Origin of the sequence: Bradyrhizobium jicamae (genome assembly GCF_001440395.1) — a bacterium.
GTDB lineage: Bacteria > Pseudomonadota > Alphaproteobacteria > Rhizobiales > Xanthobacteraceae > Bradyrhizobium > Bradyrhizobium jicamae.
Genome location: NZ_LLXZ01000012.1, coordinates 30,548 through 48,987 on the forward strand (window position 1 = coordinate 30,548; position 18,440 = coordinate 48,987).

The 18,440-nt window shown below is 64.3% G+C and carries 17 protein-coding genes; 11 read left to right on the forward strand and 6 right to left on the reverse strand.

Annotated elements, in window-relative coordinates:
- Positions 1 to 1,674, forward strand: a complete 1,674-nt coding sequence (locus CQ12_RS02620; RefSeq protein ID WP_057833806.1) for a thiamine pyrophosphate-binding protein — start codon at positions 1 to 3, stop codon at positions 1,672 to 1,674.
- Between the two features lie 4 nt (positions 1,675 to 1,678).
- Here CQ12_RS02620 and CQ12_RS02625 read toward each other — a convergent pair whose 3' ends face one another.
- Entirely contained in the window at positions 1,679 to 2,281 is a 603-nt protein-coding gene (locus CQ12_RS02625; RefSeq protein ID WP_057833807.1) for a CinA family protein, read from the reverse strand.
- 1 nt (position 2,282) lies between these two features.
- Positions 2,283 to 3,464, reverse strand: coding sequence for a bifunctional 2-C-methyl-D-erythritol 4-phosphate cytidylyltransferase/2-C-methyl-D-erythritol 2,4-cyclodiphosphate synthase (locus CQ12_RS02630; RefSeq protein ID WP_057833808.1), 1,182 nt, complete (start codon positions 3,462 to 3,464; stop codon positions 2,283 to 2,285).
- A 281-nt stretch (positions 3,465 to 3,745) separates the two neighbouring features.
- Between CQ12_RS02630 and dusB the strand changes: the two genes are divergently transcribed.
- The 7 genes from dusB (at position 3,746) to hflX (ending at position 13,173) form a co-directional block, all read left to right on the forward strand.
- Positions 3,746 to 4,747 (forward strand): tRNA dihydrouridine synthase DusB, encoded by a 1,002-nt coding sequence (dusB, locus tag CQ12_RS02635; RefSeq protein ID WP_083519098.1) that lies wholly within the window; start codon positions 3,746 to 3,748, stop codon positions 4,745 to 4,747.
- Positions 4,744 to 5,919 (forward strand): two-component system sensor histidine kinase NtrB, encoded by a 1,176-nt coding sequence (locus CQ12_RS02640; protein WP_057833810.1) that lies wholly within the window; start codon positions 4,744 to 4,746, stop codon positions 5,917 to 5,919. The genes dusB and CQ12_RS02640 overlap by 4 nt, the downstream gene beginning before the upstream one ends.
- Before the next feature lie 9 nt (positions 5,920 to 5,928).
- The gene (gene ntrC / locus CQ12_RS02645; protein WP_057833811.1) at positions 5,929 to 7,371 is read left to right on the forward strand and encodes a nitrogen regulation protein NR(I); all 1,443 of its coding nucleotides are present in this window, start codon (positions 5,929 to 5,931) and stop codon (positions 7,369 to 7,371) included.
- A 169-nt stretch (positions 7,372 to 7,540) separates the two neighbouring features.
- Entirely contained in the window at positions 7,541 to 9,868 is a 2,328-nt protein-coding gene (locus CQ12_RS02650) for a sensor histidine kinase NtrY-like (protein WP_057833812.1), read from the forward strand.
- Between the two features lie 17 nt (positions 9,869 to 9,885).
- Positions 9,886 to 11,256, forward strand: a complete 1,371-nt coding sequence (gene ntrX, locus CQ12_RS02655) for a nitrogen assimilation response regulator NtrX (protein ID WP_057833813.1) — start codon at positions 9,886 to 9,888, stop codon at positions 11,254 to 11,256.
- Positions 11,257 to 11,539: 283 nt separating this feature from the next.
- A complete protein-coding gene (hfq, locus tag CQ12_RS02660; protein WP_006020546.1) occupies positions 11,540 to 11,788 on the forward strand; it encodes an RNA chaperone Hfq in 249 nt (82 codons plus the stop codon).
- Between the two features lie 11 nt (positions 11,789 to 11,799).
- On the forward strand, positions 11,800 to 13,173 hold the full coding sequence (gene hflX, locus CQ12_RS02665) for a GTPase HflX (RefSeq protein WP_057833814.1): 1,374 nt from the start codon (positions 11,800 to 11,802) through the stop codon (positions 13,171 to 13,173).
- Positions 13,174 to 13,320: 147 nt separating this feature from the next.
- On the opposite strand, the gene mazG is transcribed toward hflX, so the two are convergent.
- Entirely contained in the window at positions 13,321 to 14,178 is an 858-nt protein-coding gene (mazG, locus tag CQ12_RS02670) for a nucleoside triphosphate pyrophosphohydrolase (protein WP_057833815.1), read from the reverse strand.
- Between the two features lie 129 nt (positions 14,179 to 14,307).
- Here mazG and queC point away from each other — a divergent pair, with 129 nt between their 5' ends.
- Positions 14,308 to 15,018 (forward strand): 7-cyano-7-deazaguanine synthase QueC, encoded by a 711-nt coding sequence (gene queC / locus CQ12_RS02675; RefSeq protein WP_057833816.1) that lies wholly within the window; start codon positions 14,308 to 14,310, stop codon positions 15,016 to 15,018.
- 10 nt (positions 15,019 to 15,028) lie between these two features.
- On the opposite strand, the gene CQ12_RS02680 is transcribed toward queC, so the two are convergent.
- Genes CQ12_RS02680 through nthA form a run of 3 tightly spaced genes read right to left on the reverse strand, consistent with a single transcriptional unit; the run spans position 15,029 to position 16,715 of the window.
- Entirely contained in the window at positions 15,029 to 15,415 is a 387-nt protein-coding gene (locus CQ12_RS02680) for a nitrile hydratase accessory protein (protein WP_057833817.1), read from the reverse strand.
- Positions 15,415 to 16,074 (reverse strand): nitrile hydratase subunit beta, encoded by a 660-nt coding sequence (gene nthB, locus CQ12_RS02685; protein ID WP_057833818.1) that lies wholly within the window; start codon positions 16,072 to 16,074, stop codon positions 15,415 to 15,417. Before nthB ends, CQ12_RS02680 begins: the two co-directional genes overlap by 1 nt.
- Positions 16,074 to 16,715, reverse strand: coding sequence for a nitrile hydratase subunit alpha (gene nthA / locus CQ12_RS02690; RefSeq protein ID WP_057833819.1), 642 nt, complete (start codon positions 16,713 to 16,715; stop codon positions 16,074 to 16,076). Before nthA ends, nthB begins: the two co-directional genes overlap by 1 nt.
- A 62-nt stretch (positions 16,716 to 16,777) precedes the next feature.
- Between nthA and CQ12_RS02695 the strand changes: the two genes are divergently transcribed.
- Positions 16,778 to 17,539, forward strand: a complete 762-nt coding sequence (locus CQ12_RS02695) for a hypothetical protein (RefSeq protein ID WP_157087963.1) — start codon at positions 16,778 to 16,780, stop codon at positions 17,537 to 17,539.
- 89 nt (positions 17,540 to 17,628) lie between these two features.
- A complete protein-coding gene (locus tag CQ12_RS02700) occupies positions 17,629 to 18,435 on the forward strand; it encodes an enoyl-CoA hydratase/isomerase family protein (protein WP_057833820.1) in 807 nt (268 codons plus the stop codon).
- Positions 18,436 to 18,440 lie beyond the last annotated feature (5 nt).

Here is an 18,440-nt window from a genome sequence, read left to right on the forward strand (position 1 = left end):
ATGGATGGCAATCTTCGAACCGGTGGACATATTCTGATCGAGCAACTGGCCTTGCACGGCGCCGACACCGTGTTCGGTGTGCCCGGCGAAAGCTTTCTGGCCGCCCTCGACGGCATGTACCAGAGCCAGCGGGTGCGGTTCATCAACGCGCGCCAGGAGGGCGGCGCTGCCATGATGGCGGATGCCTATGGCAAGCTGACGGGAAAGCCCGGCATCGTGTTCGCCACCCGCGGGCCCGGCGCCACCAATGCTTCCGCGGGCGTCCATGTCGCGTTCCAGGACTCGACGCCGCTGATCCTGCTGCTTGGCCAGGTCGGACGCGACATGATGGAGCGCGAAGCGTTTCAGGAAATCGACTATCGCCTGATGTTCGGCCCGATGGCGAAATGGGTCGCGCAGATCGACGATGCGCGGCGGATTCCCGAATTCATCTCGCGCGCCTTCTTCACCGCGACCTCGGGCCGGCCCGGCCCGGTCGTGCTGGCGCTGCCCGAGGACATGCTCACCGACACCGCCGAGGTGCCGGATGCGCCGCCCTATAATCCGATTCCGGTCGCGCCCGATGACGGTGCATTGCGCCAATTCCATGCGCTGCTCTCGGAGGCAAAGAAACCGTTCCTGATCGTCGGCGGCGGCGGATGGAGCGACCAGGCCCGCCGCGACCTCGAAGCCTTTGCGGCGGCACACGAGGTCCCGGTCGGCGTCTCGTTCCGGTGCCAGGACTATTTCGACAATCTGCATCCCTGCTATGGCGGCCATGTCGGTATCGGTCTCGACGCAAAGATCGCCGAGCGGATCCGCACCAGCGATCTCGTGATCGCGCTTGGCGCCCGGCTGGGGGAGGCGACCACGTCCGGCTACACGCTGTTCGATGTTCCGAAGCCGAAGCAGCCGCTGGTTCATGTCTATCCCGACCCGGAAGAGATCGGCCGCGTCTATTCGCCGACGCTCGGCGTGGTCGCGAGCAGCGCGGCCTTTGCCGCCGCGATCAAGCGGCTGGAGCCCAAGCATCGCTCGCGGGCCGACTACGTCAAGGCGGCGCATGCTGACTATCTCGCTTTCGCCGAGCCGACTCGGTCGCCGGGCGATGTGCAACTCTCGCAGGTCGTGCGTAGTTTGAGCGATCGCTTGCCCCATGACACCATCATCTGCAACGGCGCCGGCAACTATGCCGTCTGGGTGCATCGGTTCTGGCGCTATCGGCAATTTCGCACCGAGCTTGCGCCGACCTCCGGATCGATGGGCTACGGTCTGCCCGCAGCCGTTGCCGCCAAGCTGCAGCATCCCGAGCGCACCGTGATCGCATTCGCCGGCGACGGCTGCTTCCAGATGACCGGGTTGGAGTTCATGACGGCGGTCGAAAACCGGCTGCCGCTGATCGTGATCGTCTGCAACAACGGCATGTATGGCACCATCCGCATGCACCAGGAACGGACCTATCCCGGCCGCGTCTCCGGCACTGATCTCGCCAACCCCGACTTCGCGGCGCTGGCGCGCGCCTGCGGCGGCTTTGGCGCGCATGTCGAGCGCACCGAAGATTTCGCGCGCGCGTTCGACGAAGCCGTGGCAAGCGGACTGCCCGCCATCATCGAGCTTTCGATCAGCCCGGAAGCGTTGACGCCGGTAGCTTCGCTGACCGAGACGCGCGCCAAGGCTTTGGCCGCGCAGGCCTGATCGGCTAGGTCCGTGTCGGCCGGCGTCGCTTGACGGCGCTGCGCCGTGGCGTTCGCGCGACCCGTGGACGCAGCCGGCTCATCGTCTGGCGTCGCGGTTTGACCGGGGGCTGCGGGCCGCGCGCCAGTTCCATCAGCATGCGGAGTGCCTCCACCACCGAGCGCTGGCGCACGGTGGTGCGGCCGATGGCCCCAAAACGGATTTCGCGGTGCAGGATCTTGCCGTCCCGCGATGCCACGGCGAAATGCACGAGCCCAACCGGCTTGCCCGGCGTCGCTCCACCCGGTCCGGCAATGCCGGTGATGGATACCGCGAGATCGGCGCCGGCCTTTTCCAGCGCGCCGACCGCCATCGCGGTCGCGGTCTCCTTGCTCACCGCGCCAAAGGTCGTCAGCGTCGAAGCCTTGACGCCGAGCATCGCGCGCTTGGCGTCGTTGGAATAGGTGACGAAGCCGCGGTCGATGACATCTGAAGAGCCGGGAATGTCGGTAAGCGCGCCGGCGACGAGGCCGCCCGTGCAGGACTCTGCCGTCGCGATCATCAGCTTTCGCATCCGGCACAAATCGAGCAGCGAGCGGGCGAGGGCGCGGGCGTCGCTGCCGCTCATGTTACTCGCTCCAAGGGAGGCGAATGGTGGCGCAGGCGGTTGCGGCGATGCCTTCCTCGCGGCCGGTAAAGCCGAGCCGCTCGCTGGTGGTCGCCTTCACCGCAACACGTGAGATGTTCAGCCCCGTGATCTCGGCGATGCGGGCACGCATGACGTCGCGCAGCGGCCCGATCTTCGGGCGCTCGCAGATCATGGTGACCTCGAGATTGGCGATGCGGCCGCCGCGCGCGGTGACGCGGTCGACGGCATATTTGAGGAACTTGTCGGACGCGGCGCCCTTCCACTGCGGATCGCTCGGCGGAAAGTGCGAGCCGATATCGCCGTCCGCCAGCGCGCCGAGAATGGCGTCGACCAGGGCGTGCAGGCCGACGTCACCGTCGGAATGGGCAAGGAAGCCGCGAGTGTGCGGTACCCGCACGCCGCAGAGCATCAGATGATCGCCGTCGCCGAAGGCGTGCACGTCGTAGCCGGTGCCGGTTCTGATGTCGCCGAGCTGGGCGGCGAGGCGGGCTTCCTCGCGGACGAAATCTTCTGGCGTTGTCAGTTTCATGTTTGCAGGATCACCTTCAAAGGTCGCTACCGTCAATCCCGCCCATTCCGCGAGCGCTGCATCATCGGTGAAATCGCTGCGGCCATCGCGCGCAGCGCGGCGATGGGCATCGAGAATCACATCGAAGCGAAACGCCTGCGGCGTTTGCGCGATTCGCAAGCGTGCGCGGTCGGGCGTTGCCTCGACATCGCCGGTATCGCTCACCTGTTTGATCGTATCTGTGACTGATATCGCCGGCACCGCGGCGCCGGTGCGTCCGGCGGCATAGATCGCCCGTGAAATCACCGCAGGCGATACGAAGGGCCGCGCGGCGTCATGGATCAGGACGATGTCGGGCTTTTCAGCCACCAGCGCCTCTAGCCCGGCATGCACCGATGCCTGACGGGTTGCGCCGCCATTGGCCGGAGGCTGGTGACGCAATCCGGCGACAGCCTCGGTGAACACCGCGTCGTCGTCGGGATTGACGACGGGCTGCACGGCGAAGACGTCGGGGTGCCGGCTGAACGCAGCCATGGCACGATAGATGACCGTCTGTCCGCCGATCTCGCGATATTGCTTGGGTCCCCCGGCGCCGGCGCGGAGCCCGCGTCCGGCTGCGACGAGAATGGCTGCGGTACGCTCAGGTCTGGGCATCTGGACTCAAATACGAACGAATCGGGGTTGAGGAGGGGGCGGGCGCTGGCGCCCAGCCCTTACCATGCCGAATACGGAAAACAGAGTGATTCCCATCACCTGTGAGAAAAGCGGTTTTTGTTGCAGTGCACTTGCACAAATGATAGATCTGTCTAAAGTGTAGGCAAGAAGCTTGACTGCCCAAGATTTGTGCTCACAATATGCGCTGACGGTTGCAATGACGCCGCCGCCCCAACCATGAGAACGCCGTGACCGGCCCGGAAAGTTCACGTTCTAAGTCGTTGAAAATAGGCGAGATTGCTGTCGCCAACCGGGTTCTTCTGGCGCCCATGTCCGGCGTCACCGATGCCCCCTTTCGACGCCTTGCAGCCACTCTTGGCGCCGGACTGGTCGTCTCCGAGATGACCGCCAGCGATGAACTCGTGCACGGCAGGCCGATGTCGGTTCTGCGCTGCGAGAAGGCAGGCGTCGGACCACACGTCGTTCAACTCGCGGGCTGCGAAACGCATTGGATGGCGGAAGGCGCAAGGGTTGCCGAAGCCGCCGGCGCCGACATCATCGACATCAACATGGGCTGCCCCGCGCGTCATGTCACCGGCGGGCAATCGGGTTCGGCGCTGATGCGCGATCTCGATCATGCGCTCAAGCTGATCGATGCCACCATCGCGGCGGTGCGGGTGCCGGTGACGCTGAAGATGCGGCTCGGCTGGGACGATCGCTCGCTCAACGCGCCGGAACTGGCGCGCCGCGCGGAAGCCGCCGGCGTGCAGATGATCACCGTACACGGCCGCACGCGCTGCCAGTTCTACAAGGGCACCGCCGATTGGAGCGCCGTGCGCGCGGTCAGGGACGCGATCTCGGTGCCGCTCGTCGTTAACGGCGACATCACCTCATTCGAGAAGGCAATTCAGGCGCTCGAAGCGTCGGGGGCGGATGCCGTCATGATCGGGCGCGGCGCGCAGGGGCAGCCCTGGCTGCCGGGACAAATAGGCCGTCGGCTTGAAACCGGCACGGTGGAAACTGCACCGTCGCTCGCGGAACAACTCGCCCATGTGCGCGCACTCTATGACGAGGTTTGCAGCCATTACGGGCTGCGTATCGGGCTCAAGCATGCGCGCAAGCATCTTGGCTGGGCCCTGGAGATCGCCGCCCAGTGCAGCCGCGCGCCGGCGGAGACGCTGAAAGGCTGGCGGCAAAAGATTCTGACGTCGGAAGATCCGCACCGCGTGCACCGATCGCTGCAGGACGCGTTCGACGACTTCGCATGGAGTGCTGCTGCATGACGTCAGCCGCAGAACATCGCCGGCCAGTGCCTGCAGACAGCGAGGCCATCCTCAACGCGCTGCCGAACCCGGTGCTGCTGGTGGCGCCCGATGGCCGCATCGTCGACGCCAACATCGCCGCCGAATCCTTCTTCGAGATATCGACGCAATTCCTGCGCCGGCAATCCCTGAAAGAGCTGGTGCCGTTCGGCAGTCCGCTGCTGGCGCTGATCGATCAGGTGCGCGCGAGCGCATCGCCGGTCAACGAGTACAAGGTCGATCTGGGCACGCCCCGGATCGGCGGCGATCGCCAGGTCGATCTTCATGTCGCTCCGCTCACCGAACGGCCCGGCCATATCGTCGTGATGCTGCAGGAGCGCACCATCGCCGACAAGATGGACCGGCAATTGACGCATCGGAGCGCGGCGCGCTCGGTGATCGCGCTGGCGGCGATGCTGGCGCATGAAATCAAGAACCCGCTGTCCGGCATCCGTGGCGCGGCGCAACTGCTGGAGCAGGCGGCCTCATCCGAAGACCGCATGCTGACACGGCTGATCTGCGACGAGGCGGACCGCATCGTCACACTGGTCGACCGCATGGAAGTGTTCGGCGACGACCGCCCGGTGGCGCGCGGACCGGTCAACATTCATTCCGTGCTCGACCACGTCAAACGGCTGGCGCAGTCGGGCTTCGCCCGCAACATCCGCTTCATTGAAGAGTACGATCCGTCATTGCCGCCGGTGCTGGCCAATCAGGACCAGCTCATCCAGGTGTTCCTCAATCTGGTGAAGAACGCAGCCGAAGCCGTCGCCGATCTCGGCAGCGACGCGGAAATCCAGCTCACCACCGCCTTTCGTCCCGGCGTCCGCCTGTCGGTGCCGGGCAAGAAATCGCGGGTGTCGCTGCCGCTGGAGTTCTGCGTCAAGGACAACGGCTCCGGCGTACCCGAAGACCTGCTGCCGAACCTGTTCGATCCCTTCGTGACGACCAAACAAACCGGCAGCGGCCTCGGGCTCGCGCTGGTTGCCAAGATCGTCGGCGATCACGGCGGCATCATCGAATGCGAATCGCAGCCGCGGAAGACGACCTTCCGCGTGCTGATGCCGATGTTCAGTCCCACCAAACAGTTCGACCAAAGCAATCGCGACGGCGTTCCGGGTACGCCTTCGCCTGCCTCACAGGACGCAAGATGAGGAATAAATATGCCCGCAGGTAGCATACTCGTTGCCGATGACGACACCGCGATCCGCACGGTTCTGAACCAGGCGCTTTCGCGTGCCGGATATGAAGTTCGCCTGACCGGGAACGCCGCGACGTTGTGGCGCTGGGTGAGCCAGGGCGAGGGCGACCTCGTCATCACCGACGTGGTGATGCCGGACGAGAATGCGTTCGACCTGCTGCCGCGTATCAAGAAGATGCGGCCGAACCTTCCCGTCATCGTCATGAGCGCCCAAAACACCTTCATGACCGCGATCCGGGCCTCCGAGCGCGGCGCCTACGAATATCTGCCGAAACCGTTCGACCTGAAGGAACTCATCACCATCGTCGGCCGCGCATTGGCCGAACCGAAGGAGCGGGTGGCGAGCGCGGCGGACGAGGGGGAATTCGATTCGATTCCCCTGGTCGGCCGCTCGCCGGCGATGCAGGAAATCTATCGGGTGCTGGCGCGGTTGATGCAGACCGACCTCACGGTGATGATCTCCGGCGAGTCAGGCACCGGCAAGGAACTGGTTGCCCGCGCGCTGCACGACTACGGCAAGCGCCGCAACGGCCCGTTCGTCGCCGTCAACATGGCCGCAATCCCGCGCGACCTGATCGAATCCGAGTTGTTCGGCCATGAGCGCGGCGCGTTCACCGGCGCCAATACCCGCGCGTCGGGCCGGTTCGAACAGGCCGAAGGCGGCACGCTGTTTCTCGACGAAATCGGCGACATGCCGATGGAAGCACAGACGCGGCTGTTGCGGGTGCTGCAGCAGGGCGAATACACCACGGTCGGCGGGCGCACCCCGATCAAGACCGATGTGCGGATCGTGGCGGCGAGCAACAAGGATCTGCGCATCCTGATCCAGCAGGGCCTGTTCCGGGAGGATCTGTTCTTCCGTCTGAACGTGGTGCCGCTGCGCCTGCCGCCGTTGCGGGAACGGATCGAGGACCTGCCGGATTTGATCCGCCATTTCTTCTCGCTCGCCGAAAAGGACGGCCTGCCGCCGAAGAAGCTGGATACGCTGGCCCTGGAACGGCTCAAGCAGCACCGCTGGCCCGGCAATGTTCGCGAGCTCGAAAACCTCGCGCGCCGGCTGGCCGCGCTTTACCCACAGGATGTCATTACGGCCTCGGTCATCGATGGTGAGCTGGCGCCACCGGCGGTCACGTCGGGGGGCAATGCCCCGATGGGCGTGGAGAACCTCGGCGGCGCAGTGGAAGCCTACCTGTCCTCGCACTTCTCCGGCTTCCCGAACGGCGTCCCGCCGCCGGGCCTCTACCACCGCATCCTCAAGGAAATCGAGGTGCCGCTGCTCACCGCGGCGCTTGCCGCCACCCGCGGCAACCAGATTCGCGCAGCCGACCTGCTCGGCCTCAACCGCAATACGCTGCGCAAGAAGATCAGGGATCTCGACATCCAGGTTTACCGGAGCGGCGGCTAGCGATTGAATCAGCCCGCTTTCGCAGTGAAAGCGGGGTGATTCGACCGAAGATTGATCGCTTTAGAGGTTGGATGGTCGCGGAATTGTCGCAATTCGGCAACATTGTGATATGAATGCATCAGTCCGCGACAGGCGGGCTTAAAGCCCTTGCATCTCACCGAATTGCCGGATGACCACCGCAGAGACCTCGGCGCCACCGTTCGACCCATCGATTGCCCAATCCACAGGCGGATTCCTGCGGAAGTGGGTGGCGCCGTTTGCGGTCGGGATCGCGCTGCTGTCGGCGTTCCTGACCTTCGTGGTCCTGAGCGGCCTGACGCCGATCGAGCCAACCCGTCAGGTCGTCTACTCGTTCCTGCTGATCAATGCTGCCTCCATCCTGCTGCTGGTCGGCATCATCGTCCGCGAGGTCTGGCTGGTTATTCAGGCGCGGCGCCGTGGCCGGGCTGCGGCGCGGCTGCACGTCCAGATCGTCAGCCTGTTCTCCATCATTGCCGTGCTGCCGGCCGTACTGGTCGCCATCGTCGCCAACGTCACCATCGATCGCGGCCTGGACCGGCTGTTCTCGGGCCCGACGCGCGAGGTCATAGGCAACTCGCTGACCGTTGCCCGCGCGTACATGGAGGAGCATGCGAAGCTCATCCGCGGCGACATCCTGGGCATGGCCAACGATCTTGCCCTTGCCCGGCCATTGTTCGACCAGGACCGCAGGTCATTTCTGCAACTGCTGACCGCAAATGCGGGCGCACGAAACCTGCCGGCGGCAATGCTGGTCGACAAGGATGGCAACATCCTGGTGACGGCAAAGACCGGCATCCAACAGGAGTTCACGACGCCGCCGAAGGATTTTCTCGGCAACGTCAGCGAAGAAGAGCCAGCGATCGCGGTCTTCCCCGAGGCCAATTATGTGGCCGCCGTGATCCGGTTGCGCGCCTTCGACGATACCTTCCTCTACGTCGCACGCGTGCTCGATCCGCGCGTGATCAGCCAGCTCAAGCAAACCGAGGCCAGCGTCGCCGAATACGCCCAGATCGAGGCCCGCCGGCTCGGCATCCAGGTCGCCTTCGCGCTGATGTTTGCCGTGATTGCGCTGACCATTCTGATGGCGTCAGTGCTGATCGGATTGAATTTCGCCAACTGGCTGGTGGCGCCGATCCGCAATCTGATGAGCGCGGCCAACATCGTTTCGACCGGCGATCTGCACGTTCAGGTACCGGTTCACAAATCCGAAGGCGATCTCGCGCAGCTCGGCGAGACCTTCAACAAGATGACGGCCGAATTGCGCACCCAGCGTGACGAACTGGTCAGCGCCTCCGACCTGATCGACAGCCGCCGCCGTTTCATCGAGGCGGTGTTGTCCTCGGCCAGCGCCGGCATCATCGGCGTCGATGCCTCCGGCAGCGTCGGCATTCTTAACCGCTCGGCCGAGAAACTGATCGGCCATGCCGAATCCGAGACGCTGGACCATCCGCTGTCGGATGTGCTGCCCGAGCTCGACGACATGATGAAGACCGCGCGTGAGGGTACGCAGCGCCTGGTGCAGGGCCAGATCACGATCATGCGCGACGGCCATGAGCGTAATTTGTCGGTCCGTGTCAGCGCGGAGCAGACCAGCCATTCGCGCGACAGCTACATCATCACGCTCGACGACATCACGGAGCTGGTCTCCGCGCAACGCACCTCGGCCTGGGGTGACGTGGCGCGCCGCATCGCCCATGAAATCAAGAATCCGCTGACGCCGATCCAGCTTTCAGCGGAACGGATTCGCCGCAAATTCGGCAAGGTCATCACCGAAGACAAGAACATCTTCGAACAATGTACAGACACCATCGTGCGACAGGTCGACGACATCAGGCGGATGGTTGATGAGTTCTCCCGCTTTGCGCGGATGCCAAAGCCGGTGATGGAAGGCGAGGACGTGGCCGACACCGTGCGGCAGGCAGTATTCCTGATGAAGGTAGGCCATCCCGATCTTGATATCGAGGCCGATATCAAGCAGGACCCGATGCGCGCGCAGTTCGACCGCCGACTGATTTCGCAGGCGCTCACGAACATCATCAAGAACGCGACGGAGGCGATCGAACAGGTGCCGCCGGAAGAACTCGGCAAGGGACGCATCGACGTGATCGCCGCGCGCGAAAACGACGACATCGTGATCGACGTGATCGACAATGGTATCGGCCTGCCCAAGGTGAGCCGCGCGCGGCTGCTGGAGCCCTATGTGACGACGCGCCAGAAGGGCACCGGGCTCGGGCTCGCCATCGTCGGCCGCGTGCTGGAAGACCATGGTGGCCGCATCGAACTCAAGGATGCCTCCGATTTCCGGCCCGGGCAGCGCGGCGCCTGGATGCGGCTGCGGTTCGCCGTCTCCGGGCATGCAGCGAAGGCGGAAACACATCAGCACGGCAATGAAACAAAAGGGTCGTCAGGCGAAACCAATGAGGCGGCATCCGCGACCAATGATCGAGCAAAATCCGAAGCCGCAACAGGCAACTGACAAGACAGGTGTAACCCATGGCAAGTGACATTCTGATTGTCGACGACGAAGCCGATATTCGAGACCTCGTTGCAGGCATCCTGGAAGACGAAGGCTTCAATACCCGCACCGCCCGCGACAGCGATTCGGCGCTGGCCGAAATCTCCAACCGCCGCCCGCATCTGGTGTTTCTCGACATCTGGCTGCAGGGCTCCAAGCTCGACGGCCTGCAACTGCTCGAGCAGGTCAAGAAGGAGCACGCCGACGTTCCCGTGGTGATGATCTCCGGCCACGGCAACATCGAGACCGCGGTGGCGGCGATCAAGCGAGGCGCCTATGACTTCATCGAAAAGCCGTTCAAGTCCGACCGGCTGATCCTGGTCGCGACGCGGGCGCTGGAGACCTCGCGTCTCAAGCGCGAAGTGAAGGAATTGAAACAACTGGCTCCGACCGCCAGCGTTCTCACCGGACGCTCCGCCTGCATGAACCAGTTGCGCCAGACCATCGACCGGGCGGCCAAGGCCAACAGCCGCATCTTGATCGTCGGTCCCTCCGGCTCCGGCAAGGAACTGGCGGCGCGGACGCTGCACAATGCATCGAGCCGTGCAGAAGGCCCCTTCGTCGTCATCAACGCCGCGGCGATCACGCCGGAACGGATGGAGGTCGAACTGTTCGGCATCGAGCAGTCGAACGGCGAGCAGGCGCGCAAGCCCGGCGCGCTGGAAGAGGCGCATGGCGGCACGCTGTTCATCGACGAAATCGCCGACATGCCGCGCGAGACCCAGAACAAGATCCTGCGTGTGCTGGTCGATCAGACCTTTCAGCGCTCGGGCGGCACCGCCAAGATTCACGTCGACGTCCGCATCATCTCCTCGACGGCGCGCAATCTGGAGGAGGAGATCGCGGAAGGGCGATTCCGCGAGGATCTCTATCACCGGCTGTCGGTGGTGCCGATCCGCGTTCCGCCCCTGTCGGAACGCCGCGAGGACATCCCCGAACTGATCGACTATTTCATGGATCAGATATCTGTGGCGACGGGCTTGCCGAAGCGGCAGATCGGCCAGGACGCGATGGCGGTATTGCAGTCCCATGTCTGGCCCGGTAACGTCCGCCAGCTCCGCAACAATGTCGAACGCGTCATGATTCTGGCCGGCGGCGGCCCGGAAGCGATCATCACCGCCGATATGCTGCCTCAGGATGTGGGCTCGATGGTGCCGGCGATGCCGACCAGCAATAATGGCGAGCACATCATGGGGCTGCCGCTGCGCGAAGCGCGGGAAGTGTTCGAGCGTGACTATCTGATCGCGCAGATCAGCCGGTTCTCGGGCAACATCTCGCGGACGGCCGAATTTGTCGGCATGGAGCGCTCGGCGCTACATCGCAAGCTCAAGGCGCTTGGAGTCGGCTGAAGCTTGAATGAATCGTTAGTTCGATGGTTCGTGGGCCCGAGCAGGTCCATGCATCTGCTTGGGAATATTTATCTCTTTCAGGTCATTTGAAGAGAATGGCCACTGGGTTCCGAGGGGCTGACGCGTGAACCGGCTTGCCTAAAAAGCGCGCGTGGCCTCTAATCGGATTGCCGAGCCGACCGGAGGGGGATCTCAGGGGAAGCCGGCGAGTCGGGGGCAGGCTCCATGAGAGAGCAACAACCGGCTTAATAAAAAGAAGCACCGAGACGGCGGGACAAAAACAATGGCGGCAGACCGCGCACAAAATCTACAAGACACCTTCCTAAACCACGTTCGCAAAACAAAAACGCCACTGACGATCTTTCTGGTCAACGGAGTAAAGCTGCAGGGGATAGTCACCTGGTTCGACAACTTCTGCTTGCTGCTGCGACGCGACGGTCATTCTCAGCTTGTCTACAAGCATGCGATTTCGACCATCATGCCGGGCGCTCCGATCCAGTTGTTCGAGGGCGGCGAGGATGCTCCGGCTTGAGAGTGAACTGATTGGAACCCTTCGACCGTGAAGGGAGCGCCGACCGTCCGCGGTCGGCGGCCAAACAAAGCGGGCGGGTGATCGTCATCGGCCCTTATTTGCGTATGCGCCGCGGCGATGCCGATGTGCAGGCGAATGAGGCTGTGCGCGATTCAGAAGCCCGGCTCGAGGAAGCCGCCGGCCTTGCACGCGCCATCGACCTCACCATCGCTGACGCATTGATCGCACCGATCAGCCAGATCCGGCCGGCGACCTATCTGGGCAAGGGAAAGGTCGAGGAGATCACCGGCCTGATTGCGGGCCACGACATCGAGCTGGTGGTGATGGATTGCGCGCTGTCGCCGATCCAGCAGCGCAATCTCGAGAAGGCGTGGAACGCCAAGGTGCTCGACCGCACTGGATTGATCCTGGAAATCTTCGGGCGCCGCGCCAAGACCAAAGAGGGTGCGCTGCAGGTCGAGCTGGCGCATCTGAATTACCAGCGCAGCCGCCTGGTGCGGTCATGGACCCATCTGGAGCGCCAGCGCGGCGGTTTTGGATTCATGGGCGGCCCCGGCGAGACCCAGATCGAGGCCGACCGTCGCCTGATCGGCGATCGCATCACGCGGCTGGAGAACGAACTGAAGAAGGTGCAGGCGACGCGGCGGCTGCACCGCGCCGGCCGGCAGCGGGTGCCTTATCGCGTGGTCGCGCTGGTCGGCTACACCAACGCCGGCAAGTCGACGCTGTTCAACCGCCTGACGCGCGCCGACGTGCAGGCAGCCGACATGCTGTTTGCGACGCTGGACCCGACCTTGCGCGCGCTGAGCCTGCCGCATGGCGGCAAGGCGATGCTCTCGGACACCGTCGGATTCATCTCCAACCTGCCGACCCAGCTCGTCGCCGCCTTCCGCGCCACGCTGGAAGAGGTGCTGGAGGCCGACATCATTCTCCATGTCCGCGACATCTCGCATGAGGACGCGGAGGCGCAGGAGCGCGACGTCGACGCCGTGCTGCGTCAGCTCGGCATCGATCCCGGCTCCGGCGGACGCATCCTCGAAGTCTGGAACAAGATCGATCGCTTCGATCCCGAGGAGCGCGAGAACCTGCGCAACATCGCCGCCCGGCGTCCGCCGGAACGGCCGTGCTTTCTGGTCTCGGCCGTGTCGGGTGAGGGGATCGACGAGTTGCTCGGCGCGATCGAGGAGCGGCTGGCGGCGACGCGCACGACGCTCGACCTCTCCATCGATGCTTCCGACGGCGCCGGCATCAGCTGGCTGCATCGGAATGCCGAAGTGCTCACCAAGGAGCTTCACGACGGGCGCTTCGACATGACGGTGCGCGTCGACGAGACCAAGCGCGACATCGTGGTCTCCAGGTTCGACGCCGTGCCACGCGTGGCGTAAACTTGCTGTCGTCCCTGCGAAAGCAAGGGACCCATCCGCGTGATCTTTCGATTTGCTTAAACTGTTCGATGACTTCCCGTAACCACAAGCTCCTGTGGTTATGGGTCCCGGCGTTCGCCGGGACGACGAGCCGAGAGAGTTCGTTTCTTACCGCTGCCGACGTTGCGCTCGCATCGATTCAGCCGCCGGCTTCTCCGCAGCCTTGGCCTCGTTCCACAACGCGTCCATCTCTTCCAGCGTTGCACCCTCCAGCGAGCGTCCCTTGGCCGCCAGCGCGCGCTCGATATAGGCAAAGCGGCGCTCGAACTTGGCGTTGGTGCCCCGGAGCGCGGTTTCGGGATCGGCGTCCACATGCCGCGCGAGATTGACGAGCGCGAACAGGAGATCGCCGGTTTCTTCCGCAAGCTCTTCGACGTCCTTGCGGTCGAGTGCCGCCTCGATCTCATCGGCTTCTTCGCGGATTTTTGCCAGCACAGCGCGCGGGTCGTTCCAGTCGAAGCCGACAGTCGACGCCTTGCGCTGCAGTTCCATCGCCCGTGTCAGAGCCGGCTGGCCGGCCTTGACGCTCGATAGCAGCGATTTGTGAGCCGTCTCTTCCGGCGGCCGGCGCGCCGCGCGCTCGGCCTTTTCCTCGGCCTTGATGCGCTCCCAGGCGCTCTTGACGCCGGCGGGGGCAATGTTGCCGTCCTTGTCGGCGAACACATGCGGGTGGCGGCGGATCAGCTTCCGTGTGATCGCCTCGACCACGTCGCCGAAGGCAAAGGCGTTTTGCTCTTCCGCCATGCGGGCGTGATAGACGACTTGAAGCAGCAGATCGCCCAGCTCCTCGCGCAGGTCGTCGAGATCGCCGCGGGTGATCGCGTCAGCCACCTCATAGGCTTCCTCGATCGTGTAGGGCGCGATCGTCGCAAAATCCTGTTCGAGGTCCCACGGGCAGCCCGTGACCGGCGTGCGCAGCGCCGCCATGATCTCGATGAGGCGGGAAATATCGCGGGAAGGGGTCATGGGAATTCCGTTGTCGGGGAGGACGAGAGCTTTATGCCGCAAGCGGTGGACCGATCCCAGCGGAACGAGCCGAAATAGAGGCAATTTCCACCGATTGGCCTCACGGCCCGGGAATGCTATTGGCCTCCCATGAGCGACCAATCATCGTCCGAAACCGCGCTGGTGCTGTTTTCCGGCGGGCAGGATTCCACCACCTGCCTGGCCTGGGCCTTGCGCCGCTTCGCGCGCGTCGAAATGCTCGGCTTCAGCTACGGCCAGCGCCATGCGATCGAGCTTGCGTGCCGGGACCGGCTGCTGTCCGGGATGAAATCGCTGCAACCTGATTGGGCGGCAAAACTCGGCGATAGCCACACGCTGGAAATCCCGACGTTAGCGGAAATCTCCGACACCGCGCTGACCCGCGACGTGGCCATTGCCATGGGTGCCGACGGCCTGCCGAACACGTTCGTACCCGGCCGTAACCTGGTGTTTCTAACCTTCGCCGCAGCGCTGGCCTACCGGCGCGGCATCCGCCACATCGTCGGCGGGATGTGCGAAACCGATTATTCCGGCTATCCGGATTGCCGCGACGAGACGATCAAGGCGTTGCAGGGCGCGCTCAATCTCGGCATGGCCAAAAACTTCGAGTTGCACACGCCGCTGATGTGGCTCGACAAGGCCAATACATGGAAGCTCGCGCATGAACTCGGCGGGGCAGGGCTGGTCGATCTGATCCGCGAGCACTCCCACACCTGCTATCTCGGCGAGCGTGGTGCGCAGCATGATTGGGGCTATGGCTGCGGGGAGTGCCCGGCCTGTGCGTTGCGCGCGAAGGGCTGGCGAGAGTATGCGGGCGCCTAGCGCCGCCGGCTCACTTGCCAAAATCCTCCGCCGTCAACTCGATCGGCGCGCCGTGCGGCGTGCGGTCGGCGGCGTGGTCCCAGGCGTCGCGGTAGCGATGCAGGACATCCGACGTCGCGACGCCCTTGGCGGCGACGAGCGTTTCCAGCGTGGCAAGCCAGTGCCGGTAATAGGTCTCGCCCGTGTCGGGGTCGCCGGCAGCCTGCGCGCGCTTGATTTGCGCGCCCAGCGTCTCTGCCCATTCCTTCCAGGTGAAGACGCCGGCCTCGTGCAGCGCCAGCGCCATGGCGAACGCGCGCGCCTCCCATGGCTCGCGAAACACCGGGCCGTCCTCGTCGCGGGGGACGCCGGGCACGGCGACGGCCGCCCGCATCGCCTGTTGCGGGGTCAGGTTCATCACACGCGCTCCAGATAGGATTCCCAGGCGTCGACGGAGACGCTGAGCGTCGGGTCGGCGTCCTTGCCCCACAATTCCGGTCCGTCGAAACGCACGGTGTAGAGCCACTGCGGATCCTCGCCCTGGCCGAGCGAGTTGGTGTCGGGAAAGACGTGACAGCCGTGATTGAGTTCGATGGTGCCGAGATGGCCGCGGACATACTGCGGCAGCCTCGTATGCGTCACCGGGTGGATGTCCTTCATCCGCACGGTGTCACCGACCGCAAACATCGCAGGCGCCTTCGCCTCGCGTTCGGTCGGGCCGCCGCGCCGGATCGCCGGCGTAATTTCGTTGGGAGCGACCGGCTTGACGCCGGGTTTTGGCGCAGAAAGCACCTTGCCGGCCTCGATCTCCTCACGCGTCACCAGTCCGCGTTCGATCATCAGCGTTTCCAGCCCGGCCAGCCAGATCTGGAAATAGCTCTTGCTGAGATAATCCTCGGGCGGGCGGTTCTCGCGGGCAAACCGCGACATGTCGATGTTCCAGCCGCCCGGACGCGCCATCGCGACCGTCAGCGCAAAGGCGCGGCGCTCCCAATCGCCGTGAAATACCGGCTCGTTCGGCTCGGGCACGACGGGGCCAAAGCCCTTGGCGCCGCCCATGTCATGCGCGCCGTCCATCAGGCGATCTCGCCGGGTTGTTTCGGCTGGCCGGTGCCGATCATGCTGTCGCGGGTGACGAGTTCGGCGAGCTGTTCGGCGCTCCAGCCTTCGGTGCCCTCGGGGCGCATCGGCAGCACGAGGTAGCGGATCTCAGCCGTGGAATCCCAGACGCGTATCTTCGTGGCATCGGGCAGCGTCACGCCGAAATCCCTGAGCACGCCGCGCGGGTCGGACACGGCGCGGGAGCGATAGGGCGCGGATTTGTACCAGACCGGCGGTAGCCCCAGCACAGGATGCGGGTAACAGGAGCACAGCGTGCACACGACCATGTTGTGCTGCTCCGGCGTGTTCTCCACGACGACCATGTGTTCGCCCTGGCGGCCGGAATAATCCAGCTCGGCAATCGCCGCCGTTGCGTTCTTCATCAGGCGTTCGCGATAAGCGGGGTCGCTCCACGCCTTCGCGATCACGCGAATGCCGTTGCGCGGTCCAATCTTCTTTTCATAGAGATCGATCAGGAGGTCGAGGGACGCCGGATCGACATAGCCTTTCTCGGTCAGGATCGATTCCAGCGCGCGCACGCGCAGCTCGGTCTCCGACAGCTCGGAATGATCGTGGTCGTGATGATGGCCGTGGTGGTCGTGATCATGGTCGCTCATGCCGTCAGGATAGGCGCAAAATCCGGGCTATGTCGAGGCAGGGACTCTGCTAGCATTTGCCGATGGGGATCCGGGCAGGGGGCACGGCAATAACAGTCGCGGCAGGCATTTTGGCCTGGCTTCCGGCCGGAGAGGTGTGGGGGGCCAACGGCGCCTATGCGGTCGACGCCGCCGACATTGGCGAGGCCGGCTCATGCAAGGTCGAGAGCTGGTTGTCGTCGGCATCCAACGCCGATTTTACGGCGGTCGCCAATCCATCCTGCGTGGTCGATGCGTTCAAGCCCGTTGAGTTGAGCATGTTCACTAGCCGCGCGCGCACCGATGGTGAATGGGGCACCACGATCCAGCCAAAAGCCAAGATGAACATTGCGCCAACCGGGGTCGGCAGGCTTGGCATCTCGTTCTACGCCGGCGGAGGTTTCGATGCGCTGACCGGCGAACACGCCTCGGCCTTTACCGTGATCCCCGCGACGTTCCGGCTCAACGAAAACATGCGTCTCAATTTCAACGGCGGCTGGCTGTGGGACCGCAGTGTCGATCGCCATTACCTGCTTTACGGAATCGGGTTCGACTGGAAGTTCACGGAAACCTTGCAGTGGACCATCGAAGCCTTTGGCCAGGCGGGCCAATCGGATACGCCGAGCGTGGTCCAGCCGCGGTTCCAGACCGGCTTGCGTTACCGGCCGAACGAGATTTTCTCGGTCGACCTGATCTACGGCCGCAATATCACGGGCGAGAACGCCAACTGGATCACGCTCGGCACCACGATCCGTTTCCCGGTGCCCGGCGGCAAGCCGGAACACCATCGCACCGGACATTTGTGATCCGCCTCCAGGCCTGCTTGCAGCCTTTCCCGAGACCGCAGATTCATTTCTGGGATAGGTTCGGGAAAACAAGGGCAGGGAGGCCATGCGTGACCGAATTTGTGAAGATTGAAAAGGGCCTGGGACCGGATGGCCGCATTGCCGTCGTGCGTTTCGACCGTGGCGATGGCATCAATGCGCTGTCGCCGGAAGCGATGCGCCAGCTCACCGATGCTGCGCGCAGCTTTGAGGATGACGCCGAAACTTCCGTCGTGGTGCTCACAGGCGGCGCCAAATCGTTCAGCGCAGGCTTCGACCTGAAGGATCCGGAAGGACGTTCGCGACAGACGATGGACCTCGGCAGCTTGCGCCAGCACCTGAAGCTCGGACCGCGGCTGACGCGGGCATGGCAGGACATGGAGCAGATCACCATCGGCGCCATCGAGGGCTTTTGCGTCGGCGGCGGCGTGGCGCTGGCGGTCGCGCTGGATTTCCGGGTGATGGCGCGCGACGCCCATATGCGCGTGCCCGAGATCGGGCTGGGCATGAACATGAGCTGGCAAAGCGTGCCGCGCATGCTGCACCTGATCGGACCGGCCCGCACCAAGCAGGCCGTGATCCTGGCCGATCAGCGCATTTCCGCGGCCGAGGCTTACGAATGGCGGCTGGTGGAGGAGGTGGCTGATCCCGGCAAGGCCTTCGACGCCGCGATGGCGCTCGCCGCCAAGGTCGCCGCCCAGCCGCCGCTGTCAGTCGCCATGACCAAGCTGACGGTCAATCGTCTTGCGCACGCGCTCGATGATCTCGCTGGCCATATGGACCTCGACCAGTTTGCACTCGCGAGTATGACGGAGGATCACAGGGAAGGCGTCGCGGCGTTTCTGGAGCGGCGAAAGCCGAGGTTCAAGGGAAGGTAGCCACA